This window comes from Curtobacterium sp. L6-1 (assembly GCF_018885305.1).
GTDB lineage: Bacteria > Actinomycetota > Actinomycetes > Actinomycetales > Microbacteriaceae > Curtobacterium > Curtobacterium aetherium.
This window is the reverse complement of record NZ_CP076544.1, coordinates 669,000-688,145: the sequence shown is the minus strand read 5'-3', so window position 1 is coordinate 688,145 and position 19,146 is coordinate 669,000. Positions and strand designations below refer to the sequence as shown.

Below are 19,146 nucleotides of genomic sequence, written 5' to 3'. Positions count from 1 at the left end.
GTCGGCCCGGATGCGACGCGCGTCCGCCAGAATGATCCCATGCCGAAGCGCAGCACGCCCCGGGACCTGGCGGACCGACGGTTCGTCCGCGCACTCGACGAGACCGACGACGCGCTCGTGGTCGGCGAGGCGGTCGCGCTCGACGTCGTGCCCGCGGGGATCGTGCTCCGCCTGGCGGCCGCCGTCCTTGACGCGCTGTGCCTCGGTGTGCTCCTGGTGATGCTGCTCATCGGCATTTCCCGCGTCTGGCCCGTGGGCACGGACGACGCCTGGGCGGCGGCGCTGCAGATCGTCGTGGTCGTGGTGGTCTTCGTGCTCGTCCCGGCCGCGGTCGAGACCGCCACGCGCGGCAGGAGCGTCGGCCGGTACGCCCTCGGCACCCGCGTCGTGCGGCTCGACGGCGGGGCGATCTCCTTCCGGCACGCCTTTACCCGTGCCCTCGTCGGCCTGCTCGAGCTGTGGCTGACCGTCGGGTCGCTCGCGCTTGTGGTCGCCCTGTTCGGCGCCCGTCCCCGGCGTCTCGGCGACCTGCTCGCCGGCACCGTCGTGCAGCACGAGCGGCTGCCGCGTGCCACCGACCCGGTCGTCGTCCTGCCCGTGTCCCTCATCGGATGGTCCGGCCTCGCCGACGTGTCCGCGCTCCCCCAGCGCCTGGAGAACCGGCTCGCCGCGTTCTTCCGCGGGGCAGCGAGCGTGCGGCCGGCGCTCCGCGACGACACCGCGCGACGCTTGGCCGACGAGGTCGCCGAGTACGCCCACCCGGTGCCGCCGGTGCCCCCGGAGGAGTTCCTGGCCGGGGTCGTCGCACTGCGGCGGCAGCGGGACCGGCGGGCGTTCGGCTCCCGGGCGCGCACGCTCGACGCGGCCACAGCGGTGGCCGGCGCACGGCCGCCCGGCTTCCCGCGCTGACGGCGGGACGTCGCCGACCGCCGGTCGGGGGTGTCCCAACGGCGGTCGGCGTCCGTCGGACGCTCAGTAGCGGTAGTGCTCCGGCTTGTAGGGGCCTTCGACCGCGACGCCGATGTACGCCGCCTGCTCCGGCCGGAGCTCGGTCAGCCGGACGCCCAGGGCCTCGAGGTGCAGCCGGGCGACCTTCTCGTCCAGGTGCTTCGGCAGCACGTACACGCCCGTCGGGTACTCCTCGCGCCGGGTGTGCAGCTCGATCTGGGCGAGGACCTGGTTCGTGAACGAGTTGCTCATCACGAAGGACGGGTGCCCGGTCGCGTTGCCGAGGTTCATCAGCCGGCCCTCGCTGAGCACCAGGATCGACCGGCCGTTCGGCAGGCGCCACTCGTGCACCTGCGGCTTGATCTCGACCTTCTCGGCACCGGCCAGCGACTCGAGCCCGGTCATGTCGATCTCGTTGTCGAAGTGCCCGACGTTCGCCACGATGGCGAGGTGCTTCAGGGCGAGCATGTCCTCGACGCCGACGACCCCGAGGTTGCCGGTGCAGGTGACGACGATGTCGACCTCGCCCGCGACGTCCTGCAGCCGGGCGACCTGGTAGCCGTCCATCGCGGCCTGCAGCGCGCAGATCGGGTCGACCTCGCTGACGATGACCCGGGCACCCTGGCCGCGGAGCGCCTCGGCCGCGCCCTTGCCGACGTCCCCGTACCCGACGACGAACGCGACCTTGCCGCCGATCAGGACGTCGGTCGCGCGGTTCAGGCCGTCGGGCAGCGAGTGGCGGATGCCGTACTTGTTGTCGAACTTCGACTTCGTCACGGAGTCGTTCACGTTGATCGCGGGGAACCGGAGCTCGCCGTTCCGCGACAGCTCGTAGAGGCGGTGCACGCCGGTGGTGGTCTCCTCGGTGACGCCCTCGACGTCCGCGGCGATGCGGGTCCAGCGGTCGGTGGACTCCTCGAGCGAGGCGGCGACGGTCGCGAGCACGATCCGCCACTCGGCGCTGGCGTCCGCGGCGGCCTCCGGGACGGACCCGGCGGCCTCGGCGTCGGCACCGGTGTGCACGAGCATGGTGGCGTCGCCCCCGTCGTCGAGGATCAGGTTCGGGCCGGTCCAGTCGGCGCCGGCCGCCGCGGCCTCGACGCTCCAGTCGAAGACCTGGCTGGTGCACCACCAGTACTCCTCGAGCGTCTCGCCCTTCCACGCGAACACGGGGACGCCGGCGGGGGCGTCCGGGGTTCCGGTGGGGCCGACGGCGATCGCCGCGGCGGCTTCGTCCTGGGTCGAGAAGATGTTGCAGCTGGCCCAGCGGACCTGTGCGCCGAGCGCGACGAGGGTCTCGATGAGGACGGCCGTCTGGACCGTCATGTGCAGGGACCCGGCGATGCGGGCTCCGGCGAGGGGCTGCGTGGGACCGAACTCCTCGCGCAGGGCCATCAGTCCGGGCATCTCGTTCTCGGCGAGGCGGATCTGGTGGCGCCCGGCCTCGGCGAGGGAGAGGTCGGCGACGCGGAACGGGACGGCTGCGCGGGTTTCGATCGGCATGGGCTCAGTGTCCCACGCGCTGCCGGACACGGCCCGGTCGGTGACACCGGAGCGCCACAGTGTCGGTGCGGCCGGTCCGGACGCGGTGCGGCCGGTCCGCGGTGCGGCCGGTCCGGGCGCGGTGCGGCCGATCAGGACGCCGAGCGGTCCGGCGTGCGCGGTGGTGGGTCGCGCCGGACGATCCGCCACCCCTGCGGGACACGCAGGACCGCCGCGTGCCGGGCGCACAGGTCGTAGCCGTGCGGTTCGACCCGCGTGGAGAGCGGTCCGACGACCACCATCGAGTCGGCGTAGTCGTACGTCAGGGTCGCCGAGGCGCCCGCCCCGCAGGCGACCTTGCTGCAGATCCGCACGTCCATACCGCCTGCGACCCTACCGGGCCCGGCCGGGAGGCCCGTCCCGCGCCCGCCCCGACGGTCCCGCCGCGTACGATGGCCGGATGCGTCGCAAGCCCCCGCCCGTCCCCCGTGTCGACCGCGCCCGCGGACGCGCGAGGCACGGCCGGGGCCACCGCTCGAGCATCACCGGGCCGGAGCTCGCCCCCGTCATCACCCGTGCCGAGGCCTTCGACCGCATCGTCGGCGACACCGCGCACTACCTCGTCGGGCTCTGGCCGGAGGAGCTCGCGGGCGTCGTGTTCCAGGTCGCGGACATGCCGCACGACGCGGCACTGCCGGACGCCCTGCCGCGCTGGCGGGTGGACCGCGACGGCCGCCGGGTCACGGTGTTCCGCATCCCCGTGGAGCGCGTGACGCACAGTCCCGAGAAGGACGACGTGGACCGGCGGATCGTCGTCGAGACCGCGGTGTTCCGAGCCGTCGCCGAGCTCATCGACAAGGACCCGTGGGACCTGGCACCGGACCGCTACCGGCACTGGTGAGCCGCGCCTCCCGGCCGTGACGGCGCACGTGACCGGCACGGGCACCGTCGCCGCGGCGATCGCGGCGACACGCACCTCGGCGACGTGGACGCGGCAGCCCGGCCCGATCCAGCCCTACGGCTGGACCCGGCCCGACGGTCCGATCCAGCCCGACGGCCCGGTCCAGCCCTAGGGGTAGACGCGCACCGGGCTGGACACCTCGGTGGCCGGCCGCACCGGGAATCCGGCGATGCCGTCGGCGCCCTGGTAGGTGACCCCGGCGACCAGTCCCTGGGCACCGGTGATCGTCAGCTGCTGCGCGCTCGGCACGGTCACGGTGGCGGTCGAACCGGAGGTGACGTCGACCTCGCGGGTGTCGTCGCCGGACGCGATGGTGACGGTGGCGTCCTCCCGCGTCGGGTTGACGAGGTTGAGGCGGGCACCGGCGCCCGCTGCCACGGCGGTGACCGTCGAGCGTCCGAGCGGCTCGGCCGAGGCGAACCAGCCGAGGTCGGTGCGTCCGTCGTCGGTCGGGGTCGTGGTGCGGGCCCCCGCGACGATCGGCACCGAGGAGCTGATCGTGAAGGAGTACCGGCCGTCCGGGAAGTCGTCGAGCGGGACGTCGGTGACGAGCCCGGGCTCCGCGGTCGCCTCGACCGTGGTGCCGCCGCCGTCGGCCGTGGTGATGCCGAGCGTGACGCGGGCGGCCGTCTCGCCGGGCACGTACAGCCGGAGCACGGGGCCGGCGTCGGCGGTGTCCTCGCCGCGCTGGGCGCCCTCGGCGTCGTCGAGCACGACGCCCGGGATGACCTGCGTCCGCGACGGCGCTGCGCCGCCGGAGACGATGTCGAACCCGCCGGGCGTCAGCGTCCGGACGACGGTCTCCTGCATGTGCGCCACGATCTGCCCGCCGGTGGAGGTGACGTGCACGACGGTCGCACCCTGGTCGGTGACGAAGCCGGACAGCGGGACGACCTTCTGCGAGTTCGGGGCGACGACGATGCCGCTCGTTCCCGGGGCGCTGACGGTGCCGTTCGCATCGGCGATCGCCAGGTCGACGGTGGCGTTGACGTCGGTCGGGTTCGCGAGGGTGACGAGGCTCGTACGGCCGGTCTCGGTCGACCCGCCGACCAGCCACGTGGACTGGGTGGGGTCGTCGCAGGACGCGGCGCCGACACCGACGACGTCGCCCTCGGAGACGTTCTGGACCGTGCTGCCCGCGACCTGCGGGGCGGAGTCGCCAGCGGGAGCGGTCAGCAGCGTCGGCGCGCTGCTGCCGGTCGTCGATCCCTGCAGCTCGGACCGCTCGACCCGGTCGCCGGTCGTCGCGCTCGCGATCTCCGGCGAGCCGACGGCGGTGGCGCGGGTGGCGTCGTTGCCCGCGTCGTCGGACAGGCGGAGCGCGCTGCCCGCGCAGACCCGCTCGGCCGCGGCCGGCACCGGCGTGACGGTGCGCCCGGCCGGGTGACCGGGGTCCACGGTGGTGCCGATCGTGTGCGCGGCGGCGATGGTGCCGGCCGCCACGACGACGGCGACGGCGGTCGCGGTGCCGCGGAGCGCCCAGCGGCGCGCGGTGCTCGTGCTCATTCGTCGCGCTCCTCGTCGAAGGTGGTGGCGGGTTCGTCGGCCTCGATGACGTTCGACGTCGCGCGGCGGCGACGCGGTGCGGTCGGCACGGCGAGCAGGGCGGCGGCTCCGAAGACCACGCCGATCACCACGAGGTGCAGCACGTGGGCGGCCTGCACTGCGGCCGAGCCGGTGCTCGTGCGGTCCACCTTCCCCTCGTAGTGGAACAGGGCGCCGTTCGTGGTCTCGCCGATGCTCGTGAAGAGCGCGTTCTGCCCGATCGCCCCGGCGGCGCGGTCGTGCACGGTCCGGGCCTCGGGGTCGTCCGGCGCGTCGTCGAGGAGCACGAAGCTGATGCCGAGCTCGCGGAGGGCGGGTTCCGGGTCGTAGCCGCTGCGGCTCGCGAGGTTGCCGGCGAGCGTCGCCAGCTGCGAGCCGGACCGGCTGAGCGACAGCGCGGTGGCGTCGAGCGTCGACTGGTCGTCGAGCGTGGACCCCTGCCCCCGCTCGAGCGCGACGGCGAGGGACCCGTCGGACTGCGGCTGGACGACGAGGGTGCCGACGTCCGGGTTGGCCTGCGCCTCGGCGTTCACGTACGCGCTCAGCACCCGGCCCGAGGTGGGCTGGATCGATGCCCGGTCGAGGTGGAACGCGGCGAAGGCGGGGGCGACCGCGACGGCGGCGAACACGCACGCGACGAGACCGACGACCGGGGCTGCCCGCGGGACGGTGTCGACGCCGATGGACGCGGCGACGACGAGACCCAGTGCCGTGACGGACAGCGCGCTGCCCGGCCAGACGATGGTGGTGGTCGACCCGACGCCGCTGACCGCGAGGTGCGTGGCGCCGAAGGCGGTCGCGTAGCCGAGCAGGGCGGCGAGGAGCGCGGTGCCGGCGACGGACCAGCGGTGGCCGAGCACGGCACCGAGGGCGCTCGCCAGGAGCGGGAGGGCCAGGACCGCCATCGCGATCGGCAGGGCCGCCTCGACGAGTCCGAGCGGCGCCGTCGCCGACAGCCACCCGTTCCAGTCCGGCAGCGGCTGCCCGATCGCGAGCTGCAGGGCGCTCGGCGCCGGGGTCGCGGACGGGACGCCCGGGTCGGCGAAGACGGCGAGTGGGTTGCCGCGGGCGATCTGCGTGAGCACGAGCGGGACGAAGAGGACGGCGGCCGGGATCGGCACGAAGACCCGGCGGTGCGCGTGCCGCCAGCCGACCGCGAGCGAGAGGAGCCAGCCGACCAGCAGGATCGGCAGGAGCGACGGGGCGGACGCGGCGACGACGGCGAAGAGCAGCGCGGCGCCCGAGGACGAGGCCCAGGACCGGTGCGCCTCGACGAGCGTCAGGAACAGCCAGGGCAGGAGCACGTGTGCGATGACCGCGCCGAGGTGTCCGGTGGTGACGGCGCCGACGAGTGCGGGGGCGAGCGTGTAGAGGACCGCGCCGATGACCGGCACCCAGGTCCGCGTCGTGACCTTGCGCACCGCGGCCCACGCGCCGAGGGCGGCGAGCGGGAACGACAGCAGCACGACGAGGACGACCGAGGTGGACGGCGACCAGAACGTGATCGTCCCGAGGACCGCGACGACGGCGGCGAACGGGTCGGACGGACCGGCGAAGCCCGTGCCGAGCGCGTGCCAGCCGGAGCCGACGTTCCGCCAGAGGTCCCCGACGGAGGTGCTCAGCGGCAGGAGTCCCCCGCCGGTGAGCGCCGGGGAGCCGAGCAGCGGGAACAGCGTCACGATGCTGAGCACGACCGCGGCCAGGACGACCCAGACGCCGCCGTCGCCGAGGAACGACGCCCGGGCGATCGGGGCGTCCTCGACCCGTGCGAGTTCGACGTCGCGCGAGGTGGTGCGGTGTTCGTGCACCCGCCGCCAGCTGACGCGCAGTGGTTCGATCGCCGCCCATCCGGTCTTCCGGTTCGCCTGCAGGGTGCGTCGGGCCCGACCGACCCCGCCGCCGAACGCGACGGCGAAGGCGGCGGCGAGCTCCCCGCCGACGGCGGCCGGGTGCTTCGCGACGAGGTGCCCGAGGGCACGTCCGATCGCGAAGGGGACGAGCGTGAGCCAGTGGATCCAGAGCGCTCCGGCCGGCGCGTAGGTCAGGCGGCGGTGCAGCTGCGCCTGCCGGTGCATCCGGACGCGGCGACGCTCGGAGACCTTCGCACGCCCGAACTCCTCGATCGGCCCGGCGCTGGTGGCCCGGGCCTCCGGGACGACGGCGACGCGGTGGCCGGCGAGTCGGGCGCGGACGGAGAAGTCGAGTGCGGCGTCGACGTCCGGCAGCGCGGGGTCGAAGCCGCCGAGGCTGTTCCAGACGGAGCGGCGGACGAGCATCCCGCCGGCGGAGACGCCGAGGACGTCGGTGTGCCGGTCGTGCTGCCCCTGGTCGAGCTCGTCCTGCACGAGCGTCACGGAGCGTCCGAGGCGGGTCATGCTCTCGCCGAAGGCCGCGATCCGGGCGGGGTCCTCGACGTTCACGAGCTTCGGGCCGGCGATCGCGACCGAGGGGGCGATCTCGACGGCGGCGAGCAGGGCGGCGAGGGAGCCGGGTGTCGGGCTGTTGTCGTGCCCGACGAGCCAGAGCCACTCGTCGACGCCCTCCTCGGCACGGGGAGCGACCTGCTCACCGTGCCGCGCGGCCGCACCGAACGGGCGGCCGGCGGGGATGCGCGAGAGCTGGGCGCTGCCGCCGAACGACAGCTCCGAGGTCGACCCGTCGGTCGAGCCGACGTCGACGACCACGAGCGCCTCGGGCGGACGGGTCTGCGCAGCGAGGGCGTTCAGGGTGCGGTCGAGGTGGTCCGCCCCGTCGGCAGCGATGAGGATCGCTGTGACGCGGCGTGGAGAGGCACTGGGCTGCATGACGGCGCCACTCTACGGGCCGGGAGGCACGGTGCCGGCCGCGTACGGCGGCGCGGCGTGAACCTGTGGACGCTAGGCGCGCTTGCGCAGCTTCCGGCGCTCGCGCTCGGACAGCCCGCCCCAGATGCCGAAGCGTTCGTCGTTCTCGAGGGCGTACTCGAGGCACTGGGTGCGGACCTCGCACGAGGTGCAGATCTTCTTGGCCTCGCGCGTCGAGCCGCCCTTCTCGGGGAAGAAGGCCTCGGGGTCGGTCTGCGCGCACAGCGAGTCGACCTGCCACGAGAGCGGGTTCTCCTCGTCGGCGTCGGACGGCCGGCGGACACCCGGCACACCGAGCGCGACGGGGTCGACGTGCCAGTCGTTCGGCACTCCGGCTTCGAAGTCGGATGCACTCACCCTGATCACCCCTTGACGTCTCGGTTGCGGGAGCATGACGACGGTGCCGTCGGTGTAATTACAGCGGTGTGATTCCCGAGAGTCAAGTCGCGGATCATAGAAGCCCCTCCGCGTTCCGCCGTGGCATGTCCCCCGTTCGGGCGTGTCGCAGGCCGTCTGCGGGGCGTTCGGGGGACACGAGCGCGCCCCGGGACGAGCCCGGGGCGCGCCGAGGCGGACCGCAGCGGGCTACGCGGCCCGGCGCCGGGCCTCCCAGGCGCTCGTCACCATCTCGTCGAGCGTGTGCCGCATCGCCCACTCCAGGTCCCGCCCGGCCGCCTCGCCGGTGGCGACGATGCGTGCCGGGTCGCCGGCGCGACGCGGCGCGACCTCGGGACGGAAGTCGATGCCGGTCCCCCGGGCCATCGCGTCCATGATCTGGCGGACGCTGACGCCGTCCCCGCTGCCGAGGTTGTAGGCGCGCTCGAGCGGCTCACCGGCCTCGAGCTTCCGGGCGGCGACGGCGTGCGAGTGCGCCAGGTCGGCGACGTGGACGTAGTCGCGGACGCACGTGCCGTCCGGGGTGGCGTAGTCGTCGCCGTTGATCCGGGGCGTGCGACCGGCGAGCAGGGCGTCGAAGACGAGCGGGAAGAGGTTGTGCGGGCTGGCGTCGTACAGGTCCGGCTCCCCCGACCCGACCACGTTGAAGTAGCGCAGCGACGTCGTGGTGAAGCCCCGCGCGACCTCCATGTCGCGCAGCAGCCACTCGCCGATGAGCTTCGACTCGCCGTACGGGGACTCGGGGGCCTTCGGCGTCTCCTCGACCACGACGTCGACGTCCGGCGTGCCGTAGACGGCCGCGCTCGACGAGAACACGACCTTGTCGACGTCCACCGCGGCCATCGCGCGCAGCAGGGTCGCCATGCCGGTGACGTTCTGCTCGTAGGTGTGCAGCGGTCGCTCGACCGAGACGCCCGCGTACTTGAAGCCGGCGACGTGCACGACCCCGGTCACGTCGTGCTCACGCAGGGTGCGCTCGAGCAGGGCGCCGTCGAGGATGGTGCCCTCGACGAAGGGGACGTCCCGGGGCACGAAGGCCCGGAACCCGCTCGAGAGGTCGTCGAACGCGACCGTGTCGATGCCCGCCGAACCCAGCGCTCGGACGACGTGGGACCCGATGTACCCGGCACCGCCGGTGACCAACCAACTCATGCCGCCACGCTAGCGGACGGGCCGGGCGCAGCCGGGCCCGTCCGCTGGCGGGCGCCCGCCGAGGTGCCCGACTACGCGCCGGTCGCGATGAAGACCGTGGCGGTGGCGCCGCTGCCCGCGTCGGCCTCGACGGTGACGTCGCCCTCGTCTGGCGTCACGTAGCAGGACTCCCCCTGGCGGAGCAGCGTGGCCGAGTGGGCGCCGACGAGCGTAACGGCCCCCTCGGTGCAGATCGCGATCGACGGGCCGTCGAGCGGTGCGGTCCCGCCCGTGCCGAGCCCGACGGGACGGCCGTCGCTCGTCACCCGGACGAGCGCGAAGCCGACGCCCTCGGGGGCGAAGCGGTCGACCGCCGGCGCCAGGTGCTCCGGCTCCAGCAGCGGTGCCGGGTGCGCGGTGAAGTCGAGGACGCGCAGCAGCTCCGGGACGTCGACGTGCTTCGGGGTGAGTCCGCCGCGGAGCACGTTGTCGGACGGCGCCATCAGCTCGATGCCCAGGCCGTCGAGGTACGCGTGGATGTTGCCCGCGGGCAGGTACATCGCCTCGCCGCGGGCGAGCGTCACCCGGTGCATGAGGAGCGACACCACGACGCCCGGGTCCTCCGGGTAGGCGCGGGCGAGGTCGGCGGCGGTCGCGGTGTTCGGCGACACGACGGCGTCCGGCCCGGCGGCGGCGACGGCTTCGGTGGCCAGGTGCCCGACCGCGCCGATCACCGCGCGTGCCGAGTCGTCGGTCTCCTCGAGCCAGCGGACGGTGTCCTCGAGCCCGTGCTGCAGGTGCACGACCAGCGGGCCGAGCCGGCCGGAGCCGGCGTCGAGCGCCTCGACCTCGGCGAGCGCCTCGGACACCGGGCGGAAGCCGCTCAGCGCCTCGAACCGTTCGCTCAGCGCGACGACGAGCTCGGGCTTCGGGAATGGGTCCTTGTAGTTGCGGGCCGGGTCGTCGAGCGGGACGCCGGCGGCCTCCTCGCGGTCGAAGCCCTCGCGCGCCTGCTCGGGCGTGGGGTGTGCCTGCAGGGACAGCGGTGCGGCGGCGGCGAGCACCTTGAGCAGGAACGGCAGGCCGGTGCGCTCGGCACCGAGGGCGGTCTGCGGCTCGGCGTCGATCCAGTCGAGGAGCGTGTCGGCGCCGCCGACCATCGCCGGGTTGACGACGACGCTCGGGCTGCCGGCGTGCGCGCCGAGCCAGAGTTCGGCCTGCGGGACGCCGGTGACGGTGCGTCCGAGCAGTTCGGGGATCGCGGAGACGGACCCCCAGGCGTAGTCGCGCGGGGTGTTCGTGATGCCGAGGAACATGACACGAGCGTATCCGGCGCGCCGGGGCGGACCGGACGTGGTGTGCCGCCCGACGTGCACGATCCGCGATACATAGACTCTCCGCGATGTCCGTACCGTCCCGCGACCGCCCCGGTCCCACCGACGCGACCCGCTGGGACGTCCAGGCACTCCGGGCCTTCGCGGTCCTCGCCGTGGTGGTCTACCACCTGTGGCCGAACCGCCTGCCCGGCGGCTTCGTGGGCGTCGACGTGTTCTTCGTGATCTCGGGCTACCTCATCACCGGGCACCTGCTCCGCGAGCAGCTGCGCACCGGACGGATCGGCCTGGCGGGCTTCTGGACACGTCGGGTGAAGCGGCTCCTGCCCGGGGCATTCACCACGCTGACGGCGACGGGCATCGCGGTGCTCGTCGTCGTGCCGAGCTCGCGGTGGGGCCAGTACGGCCGTGAGCTGATCGCTTCGGCCGTCTCCCTGCAGAACTGGCAACTGGCGTCCGACTCGGTCGACTACCTGGCGAGCGACAACCGTCCCTCGCCGTTCCAGCACTTCTGGTCGCTGTCCGTCGAGGAGCAGTTCTACATCGGCCTGCCGGTGCTCCTCCTGCTGCTCGGGACGGCCCTCCGCCGCACCCGGTGGGCCGACCCGGTCCGCACCGCCCGCGTGCTCCTGGGCGCCGTGGTGGTCGCGTCGCTGGTGTGGTGCGTCGTCGAGACCCGCACCGCCCCGGGCATCGCCTACTTCTCCACGGCGACGCGTGCGTGGGAGTTCGCGCTCGGCGGGCTCGTCGCGACGGTGCCGCTCGTCGAGCGGGACACCGTCCGCGCCCGGCTGGTCCGGACGGGAGGCACGTGGCTCGGTGTCGTCGGCCTGCTCGCCGCCGTCCTCGTGATCACCCCGGCGACGCCGTTCCCGGGCACCGCCGCGCTCCTGCCGGTGCTGTCCGCCGCGCTCGTCGTCACGGCCGGCGCGCGGAGCGGGCTGGCGGCGCTCGGCCGCCGGCAGCCGGTGGCGTTCCTCGGGCGGACCTCGTACGCGCTGTACCTCTGGCACTGGCCGGCCGTCGTGCTCCTGCCCGTCGTGCTCGGCCACCCGCTGGGGACGACGAGCAAGGTCGCGGTGCTCGTCGGCTCGGTCGTGCTCGCCGCGGTCACGACGCGGTTCGTCGAGGAGCCGGTGCGCTCGGCGGCGTGGACGGCACGGCTGCGTCCCCGCCGCGTCGCGCTGCTCGGTCTCGTCGCGACGATCGCCGTCGTGGCCCTCGGCGCCGGCACGCTCACGGCGCTCCGGGTGCAGCAGGTGCAGGCGGCGGCGTTGACGGAGCGGCTCGCCGCCGGTGACGTCGACTGCTTCGGCGCGGCCGCGCGGATCGGCTCCGACGACCCGTGCGTGAACCCGCAGCTGGCCGACGTGCGGGTGCCCGCCCCGGCCGCCGTCGCGGGTGACGACGTGAACCGCCCGGCCTGCTGGTCGAACCGCACCGCCGACTTCAACGTCTGCTCGCTCGGGCCGACGACCGGGTACCGGAAGCACCTGCTGGCGGTCGGCGACTCGCACAGCAACGCGCTGCTGTCGGCGTACCGGGTGATCGCCGAGCGCGAGCACTGGCGCATCGACGTCGCGGGTCACATCGGCTGCTACTTCACGACCGCGGTGCAGGAGGCGCCGTCGCAGGCGTACACCGACAGCTGCCAGGGCTGGAAGCAGGCCGCGCGGACGTGGGTGTCCGACCACGCCGACGACCTGGACGCGGTCGTGGTGACGCACGCGACGACGAAGAGCCCGGTGGTCGTCCCGGCGGGCAGCACGGACGAGGAGACCGTCGTGCAGGGCCTCGTCGGCGCGTGGCGCTCGGCGACGGACGCGGGCGTGCCGGTGATCGCCGTCCGCGACAACCCGGTCGCCCGCGACGACGTCGTCGCCTGCCTGGCGCAGATGCAGGGGCCGACGACCGGCGCGTGCGACCTGCCGCGCGACCAGGCACTGGCCGCGTTCGACGGCAACGCCGAGGCGGTCCGGCAGGTCGGCGACCGCGCACGGTACGTCGACCTGACCGGGTGGACCTGCACCGCGACCGTCTGCCCCGCGGTGATCGGCGGCGTCCTGAGCCACCGCGACCCCACGCACCTGACGGCCACCTTCGCGACGACCCTGGCGCCGTACCTCGGGTCGGAGCTCCGGTCTGCCCTGGCCTCGCTCGACCGGTGACCGTGCGCGCTAGCCTGTCCCCCGTGACGAACACCTGGCCCCTCGCGCGCGGCACCGTCCCCGAGCGGGAGGCCTTCGCCCTCGCCGTCACGGTCCTGCTGACGCTGTTCGCCGGTGACGCCGTCCCGAACACCGTCACCTGGTACGGCGCCGCCGCCGTCTGGGCGCTCGAGGGCGCCTGGGGCCTCAGCGTCGTCGTCCGTGCCCGACCGCCGTTCACCCGGACACCACGGGCGCTCTGGTTCTTCCTGGCCTGGTGCCTGGTCACCGTGCTGTGGTCGCACTGGCGGCCGGCGACCCTGGCGTCCCTCGTCGCCCAGGTCCTCTGCGCGCTCGTCGCGTTCGCCATCGCGTCGACGCTGACGTGGCGGCGGATCCTCGACGCCGTGAGCGTGGCGTTCCGCTGGGTGCTCGGGCTGTCCCTGCTCTTCGAGGCCGTCGTCGCGGTCGTCGTCCGACACCCGATCGCACCGATCTGGACGCACTACGGCGACCGGGACATCCCGGACGCCTTCTACTTCTCGCGCGCCGAGCTCTTCACCGGCGGCCGCATCCAGGGCCTGCCCGGCAACGCGAACCTGCTCGCGATGGTCGCGCTGCTCGCCGCGATCGCCGTCGCGGTGCAGCTCGCCGAGGGACGGATGCGCCGTGTCCGTGCGGTCGGCTGGCTCGTCGTCGCGGTCGTGGTGCTCGCGCTGACGCGGTCGTCCACCGTCGTCGTCGCCGCGCTCGTGGTCGCGGTCGTCCTCGGCGTCGCGCTGTGGATGCGGCGGGTGCCGAGCGGGCAGCGCGGCGGCCGGTACGCCCTGCTCGCCGGGGCGGTCGCCGTGGTGGTCGTCGCCGTCGTGCTCGGCCGCGACGTCCTGGTCGGGGTCCTCGGCCGGTCGTCGGACCTGACCGGGCGGGGCACGATCTGGGCGCACGTGTGGGGCCTCGTCGAGCAGCACCCCGTCGTCGGATGGGGCTGGATCGGCTACTGGTGGCCGAACATCCCGCTGCTGGCCGAGCTCGCCCCGCGCAACGGCGTGCAGTACCTGCAGGCGCACGACGCCGCCCTCGACGTCTGGATGCAGACCGGCGTCGTCGGGCTCGTGCTGTTCGCGGCGTACGTGCTCACCACGCTCGGTCGTTCGTGGGCCGGTGCGACCCGACCGGGCTTCGACCGCGACCTGACCCCGCGGCCGTTCGACCCGGTGACCCTCTTCCCGCTGCTGCTCGTCGTGGCCCTGCTGGTGCAGTCGATCGCCGAGTCGCGGCTGCTCTACCAGGGCAACTGGGTCCTGTTCGCCCTCGTGGCGATCAAGTCGCGGATCGTCCTGGTCACCGAGGAGCCCGTGTCGGTCGGCGACGGCCCGCGCACGCCGCTGGCCACGCGCCGGTTCCGCTGGGCCGACACGCCCTGAGCGGACCCGGTCAGCGGTCGCGCAGCACCAGCGGGCACGGCACCCGGCTGCTCCACGGTTGCGCCCGGATCCGCAGGACGGCGTCCGGGTCGGCGCGGCACGTCGCGAGCGCGTCGGCGAACTGCGGCTGCCAGGTCGGACCGGAGTCCCGCTGTGAGGCCCCCGGCAGGTTCGTCACCCACGAGGCGACGAGGAGCGCGACCAGGCACCAACCGGCGGCCGCGAGGACGAGCCGGGACGCGCCTCCCGTCCGGCCCCGGCCGACCTTCGCCGGACCGGTCGACGCGCGCGTCCGTGCGTCCGCAGCGGCTCGACCCGGCAGGGACGCGCGACGGACGCCGGCGGCGCGGGCGGGTGCGTCGACCAGCACGGCCGCGGCGACCACGAGCGCCGCGGTGAGGAGCAGCCCCGCGGCGGCGGCGTAGCGGGAGGGCGTGCCGTCGAGGAGCGACGCCGGTGCGGACCGCGACCAGCGTCCGTTCGCCGAGGCGTTCGCGACGAGCGCGGCGGTCCAGACGACGCCGGACGACACCGCCGGTGCGGCGACCAGCACCGCCGTGCGGCGTCGTCCGCCGCGGAGGGCGACCGCGACCGACAGCGCCAGGAGCACGCCGAGCACGACCGCCGGGACCGCGACCACCACCCAGCCGTGCGCGGCGACGGCACGACCGACGGCCGCGACGTCGGCCCGCCAGAGCCCGCCGACGGTTTGCGCGAGGAACCCCGCGACGACGTCCCGCGCCGTCGGGTCGCCCGGCACGGACTCGCGCTCGGTCGTGAGCGCCGTCACCACCTGCGCGGCGCCGGTCACCAGCGCGGCCACCGTGACCGGGAGCGCGAGCAGCCGCGGCGAGCGCCGCCGCCCGGCCAGGAGGCCCGTGGCGGCCGGGTGCGCCGCGGCGACCGTGCGCGCGGGGTCGGCCGGGCGCCCCGTCCACGACAGCAGCAGGAGCGGGAGGAAGAGGACGGCCTGCGCCTCGGTGCCGACCACGAGCACGGTGACGAGCGCGAGGACCAGGGCACCCGGCAGGGTCCGCGCCCGGTGGGCGAACAGCCAGGGCGCGAGGAACAGCCCGAAGGTGTGCAGGTTGGCGGCGTTCCCCGTGACCTCCCACGGTGCGGTCGGCAGCAGGACCGGCACCGCCGCCAGGACGAGCCGGAGCGGCCACGCGGGCACGACGTCGCGGGCCAGGACGAACACGGCAGCGCTCACCCCGCCGACGAGCAGGCAGCACGTCGCGGAGACGGCCAGCGCGTACCACTCGACCGGCAGCAGGAAGGCGCCGTCGACGACCAGCCGTGGTCCGAGGTGCAGGTACCCGGCGTACGGGTGGAACAGGCTGCCGAGGGAGCCGAGCGCCAGGTGCTCGCGGTGGAACAGGCCGCCGTCCTCGGCCCACACGGTGCCCCGGGCGACGGGTCCCAGGCGCCACCACGCGGTCCACGCGGCGAGCAGCCCGACCGCGACGGCGGCGAGTGTGCTGCGCCAGCGCGCCCCTGGAGGTGTCATCGGACACCGACGGTACTGCCGCAGTGACGATCCGCGATGTCGCCGCTCCGCGACGTCGGCGTCGCACCCGGCCCGCGTGCGCGAAGATGGACGGATGACGGACGCCTGGACGACGCGACTGGTGCTCGCGCGCCGGTACCTGTCCGCGTGGATCGGGTTCTCGGCCGGCGGACGGTTCAGCCAGGCGCTCGCCACGGCCGTCGTGCTCTTCGCGTTCGGCGAGCCCACGGTGCGCGTGCTCGTCGGGACGGCCGGTACCTGGGCCGTCCTCGTCACGCTCGTCGTCCTGGCCGGTCTGAGCCTGCTCGGGCAGCGCTACCGGATCGAGTGGCACGGGGTGCTGCCGCTGTCGCTCCTGGCGTTCGTCGGGTACTGCGCGCTCAGCGTCCTGTGGAGCCAGTACTCGTGGGTGGCGCTCCGCGGGTTCGCCGAGACGGTCTGCTTCGTCGGGCTCGGGCTCTACCTGGCGCTCGGACGCGACCTCGTGCAGGTCATCCGCGCGTGCGGCGACGCCTTCCGCATCCTGCTCGTCGTCGCGCTCGGCCTCGAGGTCTTGGCCGGGCTCGTGCTCGACCTGCCGATCCCGGCGTTCGGCATCCGCGGCGACATCGCGTACGGCGGTCCGATCCAGGGCGTCGGCGGCACCCGGAACGTGATGGGGTTCATCGCCGCCATGGCCCTGGTCACCTTCGTGGTGGAGTTCCTCACCCGCTCCGTGTCCCGGTGGCGGGCCATCGCGTCGACGTCGATCGCGGTCGTCACCCTCATGCTCGTGCAGTCGCCGATCACCGGCCTGGCGATGATCGCCCTCGCCGTGACCGCCCTGGCCCTCTGGTCCCTCCGGCACGCCCGTCCGGGCACCCGCCCCGTCGTCAACACCGTCCTCGCGACGTTCGTCGTGGCGATGGGGGTCTTCCTCGTGCTCGCCCGCGACCGCGTCCTGCCGGAGATCGGCGCGGCGGGCGGGACCTCGACCCGGCTCGGGCTCTGGTCGCAGATCCGCGTCTTCATCGAGCAGTACCCGATCCAGGGCTGGGGCTGGGTCGGGACATGGCCCAGCGAGCCGGTCGTGCCGTACGTCACGTTCGTCGACCCGTCGGGCGCGCGGTTCACCTCCGGGCTCGACGCCGTGGTCGACGCCTGGCTGCAGGTCGGACTCGCCGGCATGCTGCTGCTCGTCGGCGCCGCACTGCTCGCCTTCGCCCGGTCGTGGGTCACCGCGACGACGTTCCCCGGGGTGGCGTACGTCTGGCCCGCCGCCGTCCTCGTCCTGCTCGGGGTGACGAGCGCCGCCGAGAGCTACCTGCTGCACGGCGCCGGCCTCATGGTTTTCGTCACGGTGCTCGTGGTGTCGGCTCGTCGGCGGTCCTGGCGGAGACGGCTGCCCCGCCTCTAGGCTGGTCCCCGGCCAGGAGCACCACGGGTCACCCCCGCCGTCGTCGTCGGGTGGAGCACCGGAACCGGGAGGACCGCGATGTCACGCCTGCACCACCTGCTCACCCTCACCACGGGAGCCGTGCTCGTCGCGGCCGGGATGGTCGCCGTCGGACCGGGAGCCGCCCAGGCCGCCACCGGCACGGCCGCGGCACAGTCCCCGTCCGCCGCGGTGCAGCCGTCCGGCACCGTCACCGCGCCGACGACCGGCCGTTACTGGTCCACCACGCCGACGCGCGTGTTCTCCGGCACCGTCGGCACCGAGCGGAAGGTCGTCCGGGTCGCCGGTCGGTCCGGCGTCCCGGCGGACGCCACCGCGGTGGTGCTGAGCGTCGAGGTCAGCGCCCCCACCGCCTCCGGATCCGTCCGCGTCACGCCGGCCGGATCCGACCCCACCGTCACCACGCAGCAGTTCCGCGCCCGCCAGGCCGTCACCGGCCTGACCACGGTCGCGCTCGCACGGGGCGGGGTGCAGGTGTCCACCTCGGCCGGCTCCGCGAAGACCGCGCTCGTCGTCTCCGGCTACTACGCCACCGGTGCCGGTTCGACCTTCACGCCGCTCGACACCACCCGGGTCACGACGGCCACCGGCGTCGGCGGGAAGGCCGTCCGCGTGCCGATCGCCGGCCGCGCCGGGGTCCCCGCCGACGCGACGGCCGTGGTCGCCACCCTCGGCGTCACCGCCGCCACCGCCGACGCCGCGGTCCGCATCACGCCCGCCGGGAAGGACGCATCCGTCGCCACGCAGTCGTTCCGCAAGGGCACCCCGATCGCCGGCGCCGCCGTGGTCGGGCTGTCCGGCGGAGCCGCGCAGGTCTCGGTCTCGAAGGGTCGTGCGACCGTGTCGGTCGACGTCTCGGGGTACTACTCCCGGTCGACGACCGGCTCGGTCTTCGTCCCGGTCACGCCGAGCCGCGTGACGACCACCACCGTCTCGAGCACGCCGCGCGCGGTCCGTGTGACCGGCATCAGCGGGGTGCCCGGCACGGCCGCCGCGGTCGTCGCCACGGCCGCCCTGTCCGCGACCACGACGAACGCCTCGCTCCGCCTGGCTCCGGCCGGCGGGAAGCCGACGTCCGCGTCGCTCGTCTACCGCAGGGGCCAGCCGCTGGCGACCGCGACGACGGTCCGGGCCGTCGGTTCGACCCTCGACCGGCGGGTGCTGGCGAAGGTGGACTCCGGCAGCGCCAAGCTGACCGTGGACGTCACCGGGTACTTCCTCGACGGACGCTCCGGCTCCGGCATCGGGGCCGACATCTCCTGGCCGCAGTGCACGACGCCGACTGCGAAGTGGCCCTCCGACCAGGCGTTCGGCGTCGTCGGGGTGAACGACGGTCTCGCCAGCGGGACGAACCCGTGCCTGGCGCAGCAGCTCGTCTGGGCCGCGGGGTCGCGTGGCGGCACCACCCAGCCACGCACGCAGCTCTACGTGAACACCGCGAACCCGGGCAAGGCCTTCAAGGACGATCCGTCGCTCCCGCGCACGACCTGGCCGACCGCGAACGTCGACCCCGACGGCGAGCCCGTCGCGGTCCCGGCGCGGTACGGCATCTGCGGTGGTGGCACGGCCGGGCTCACCTCGCTCGCGTGCTCCTACGTCTACGGCTGGAACCGGGCGCACGACGACGTGCACGACCGCGGCGTACCGGCCGGGGCCGCGTACCGCTGGTGGCTCGACGCCGAGACCGACGGATCGTGGCAGACCGACCAGAACCTCAACCGGGCCACGCTCGAGGGCATGACCGACCTGTTCCGGAGCACCGGCGGGAGCGTCGGCCTCTACTCGTCGCCCGGCGAGTGGAAGCAGCTCTTCGGCACGGTCCCGACGAGCAGTCAGCTCGTCCGCCTGCCCACGTGGAAGGCCGTCGGTCCGACGACGCTGTCGGCCGCGCAGGCGGCCTGCTCGACGGGTGCGTTCACCAGCGCCGGTCGGACCGAGATGGTGCAGTACGTGGCCGGGGGCTTCGACCGGATCGTCAGCTGCGTCTAGC

Annotated in this window: 15 protein-coding genes; 7 read left to right on the top strand and 8 right to left on the bottom strand. The window is 74.5% G+C overall.

Going from position 1 to position 19,146, the window contains the following annotated elements; all coding sequences use genetic code 11:
* Positions 1 to 39: 39 nt before the first annotated feature.
* Positions 40 to 909: an RDD family protein gene (locus KM842_RS03225; protein WP_216260898.1), complete on the top strand. Its 870-nt coding sequence runs from the start codon at positions 40 to 42 to the stop codon at positions 907 to 909.
* Between the two features lie 63 nt (positions 910 to 972).
* Here the strand turns inward: KM842_RS03225 and ahcY are convergent, their stop codons facing one another.
* Positions 973 to 2,451, bottom strand: a complete 1,479-nt coding sequence (gene ahcY, locus KM842_RS03220; protein ID WP_216260897.1) for an adenosylhomocysteinase — start codon at positions 2,449 to 2,451, stop codon at positions 973 to 975.
* Between the two features lie 131 nt (positions 2,452 to 2,582).
* Positions 2,583 to 2,810, bottom strand: a complete 228-nt coding sequence (locus KM842_RS03215; RefSeq protein ID WP_216260896.1) for a DUF3499 family protein — start codon at positions 2,808 to 2,810, stop codon at positions 2,583 to 2,585.
* A gap of 80 nt (positions 2,811 to 2,890) precedes the next feature.
* Between KM842_RS03215 and KM842_RS03210 the strand changes: the two genes are divergently transcribed.
* Positions 2,891 to 3,331 carry a metallopeptidase family protein gene (locus KM842_RS03210; RefSeq protein WP_216260895.1) on the top strand — a complete coding sequence of 147 codons (441 nt, stop codon included), beginning with the start codon at positions 2,891 to 2,893 and terminating at the stop codon, positions 3,329 to 3,331.
* A 16-nt stretch (positions 3,332 to 3,347) separates the two neighbouring features.
* Entirely contained in the window at positions 3,348 to 3,503 is a 156-nt protein-coding gene (locus KM842_RS03205) for a hypothetical protein (protein ID WP_216260894.1), read from the top strand.
* Here KM842_RS03205 and KM842_RS03200 read toward each other — a convergent pair.
* The 5 genes from KM842_RS03200 to manA all read right to left on the bottom strand — a co-directional run bounded on the left by KM842_RS03200 (position 3,500) and on the right by manA (position 10,622).
* The gene (locus KM842_RS03200) at positions 3,500 to 4,897 is read right to left on the bottom strand and encodes a DUF5719 family protein (protein WP_216260893.1); all 1,398 of its coding nucleotides are present in this window, start codon (positions 4,895 to 4,897) and stop codon (positions 3,500 to 3,502) included. The genes KM842_RS03205 and KM842_RS03200 overlap by 4 nt on opposite strands.
* Positions 4,894 to 7,740, bottom strand: coding sequence for a glycosyltransferase family 2 protein (locus KM842_RS03195; RefSeq protein WP_216260891.1), 2,847 nt, complete (start codon positions 7,738 to 7,740; stop codon positions 4,894 to 4,896). The genes KM842_RS03200 and KM842_RS03195 overlap by 4 nt, the downstream gene beginning before the upstream one ends.
* Positions 7,741 to 7,812: 72 nt before the next feature.
* Positions 7,813 to 8,172, bottom strand: a complete 360-nt coding sequence (locus KM842_RS03190) for a WhiB family transcriptional regulator (RefSeq protein ID WP_216260889.1) — start codon at positions 8,170 to 8,172, stop codon at positions 7,813 to 7,815.
* Positions 8,173 to 8,364: 192 nt separating this feature from the next.
* A complete protein-coding gene (gene galE, locus KM842_RS03185; protein ID WP_216260888.1) occupies positions 8,365 to 9,327 on the bottom strand; it encodes a UDP-glucose 4-epimerase GalE in 963 nt (320 codons plus the stop codon).
* Between the two features lie 71 nt (positions 9,328 to 9,398).
* Positions 9,399 to 10,622 (bottom strand): mannose-6-phosphate isomerase, class I, encoded by a 1,224-nt coding sequence (gene manA / locus KM842_RS03180; RefSeq protein WP_216260885.1) that lies wholly within the window; start codon positions 10,620 to 10,622, stop codon positions 9,399 to 9,401.
* Between the two features lie 86 nt (positions 10,623 to 10,708).
* On the opposite strand from manA, the gene KM842_RS03175 reads away from it, so the two are divergent.
* On the top strand, positions 10,709 to 12,808 hold the full coding sequence (locus KM842_RS03175) for an acyltransferase family protein (RefSeq protein ID WP_216260884.1): 2,100 nt from the start codon (positions 10,709 to 10,711) through the stop codon (positions 12,806 to 12,808).
* Positions 12,809 to 12,831: 23 nt separating this feature from the next.
* A complete protein-coding gene (locus KM842_RS03170; protein WP_216260882.1) occupies positions 12,832 to 14,211 on the top strand; it encodes an O-antigen ligase family protein in 1,380 nt (459 codons plus the stop codon).
* Between the two features lie 10 nt (positions 14,212 to 14,221).
* Here KM842_RS03170 and KM842_RS03165 read toward each other — a convergent pair whose 3' ends face one another.
* The gene (locus KM842_RS03165; RefSeq protein ID WP_216260881.1) at positions 14,222 to 15,721 is read right to left on the bottom strand and encodes a hypothetical protein; all 1,500 of its coding nucleotides are present in this window, start codon (positions 15,719 to 15,721) and stop codon (positions 14,222 to 14,224) included.
* Positions 15,722 to 15,815: 94 nt separating this feature from the next.
* Here KM842_RS03165 and KM842_RS03160 point away from each other — a divergent pair, with 94 nt between their 5' ends.
* Both KM842_RS03160 and KM842_RS03155 read left to right on the top strand, forming a co-directional pair.
* Positions 15,816 to 17,117 (top strand): O-antigen ligase family protein, encoded by a 1,302-nt coding sequence (locus tag KM842_RS03160; protein ID WP_216260879.1) that lies wholly within the window; start codon positions 15,816 to 15,818, stop codon positions 17,115 to 17,117.
* A gap of 78 nt (positions 17,118 to 17,195) precedes the next feature.
* Positions 17,196 to 19,145, top strand: a complete 1,950-nt coding sequence (locus KM842_RS03155; protein ID WP_216260878.1) for a glycoside hydrolase family 25 domain-containing protein — start codon at positions 17,196 to 17,198, stop codon at positions 19,143 to 19,145.
* The last annotated feature ends 1 nt before the right edge of the window (position 19,146 follow it).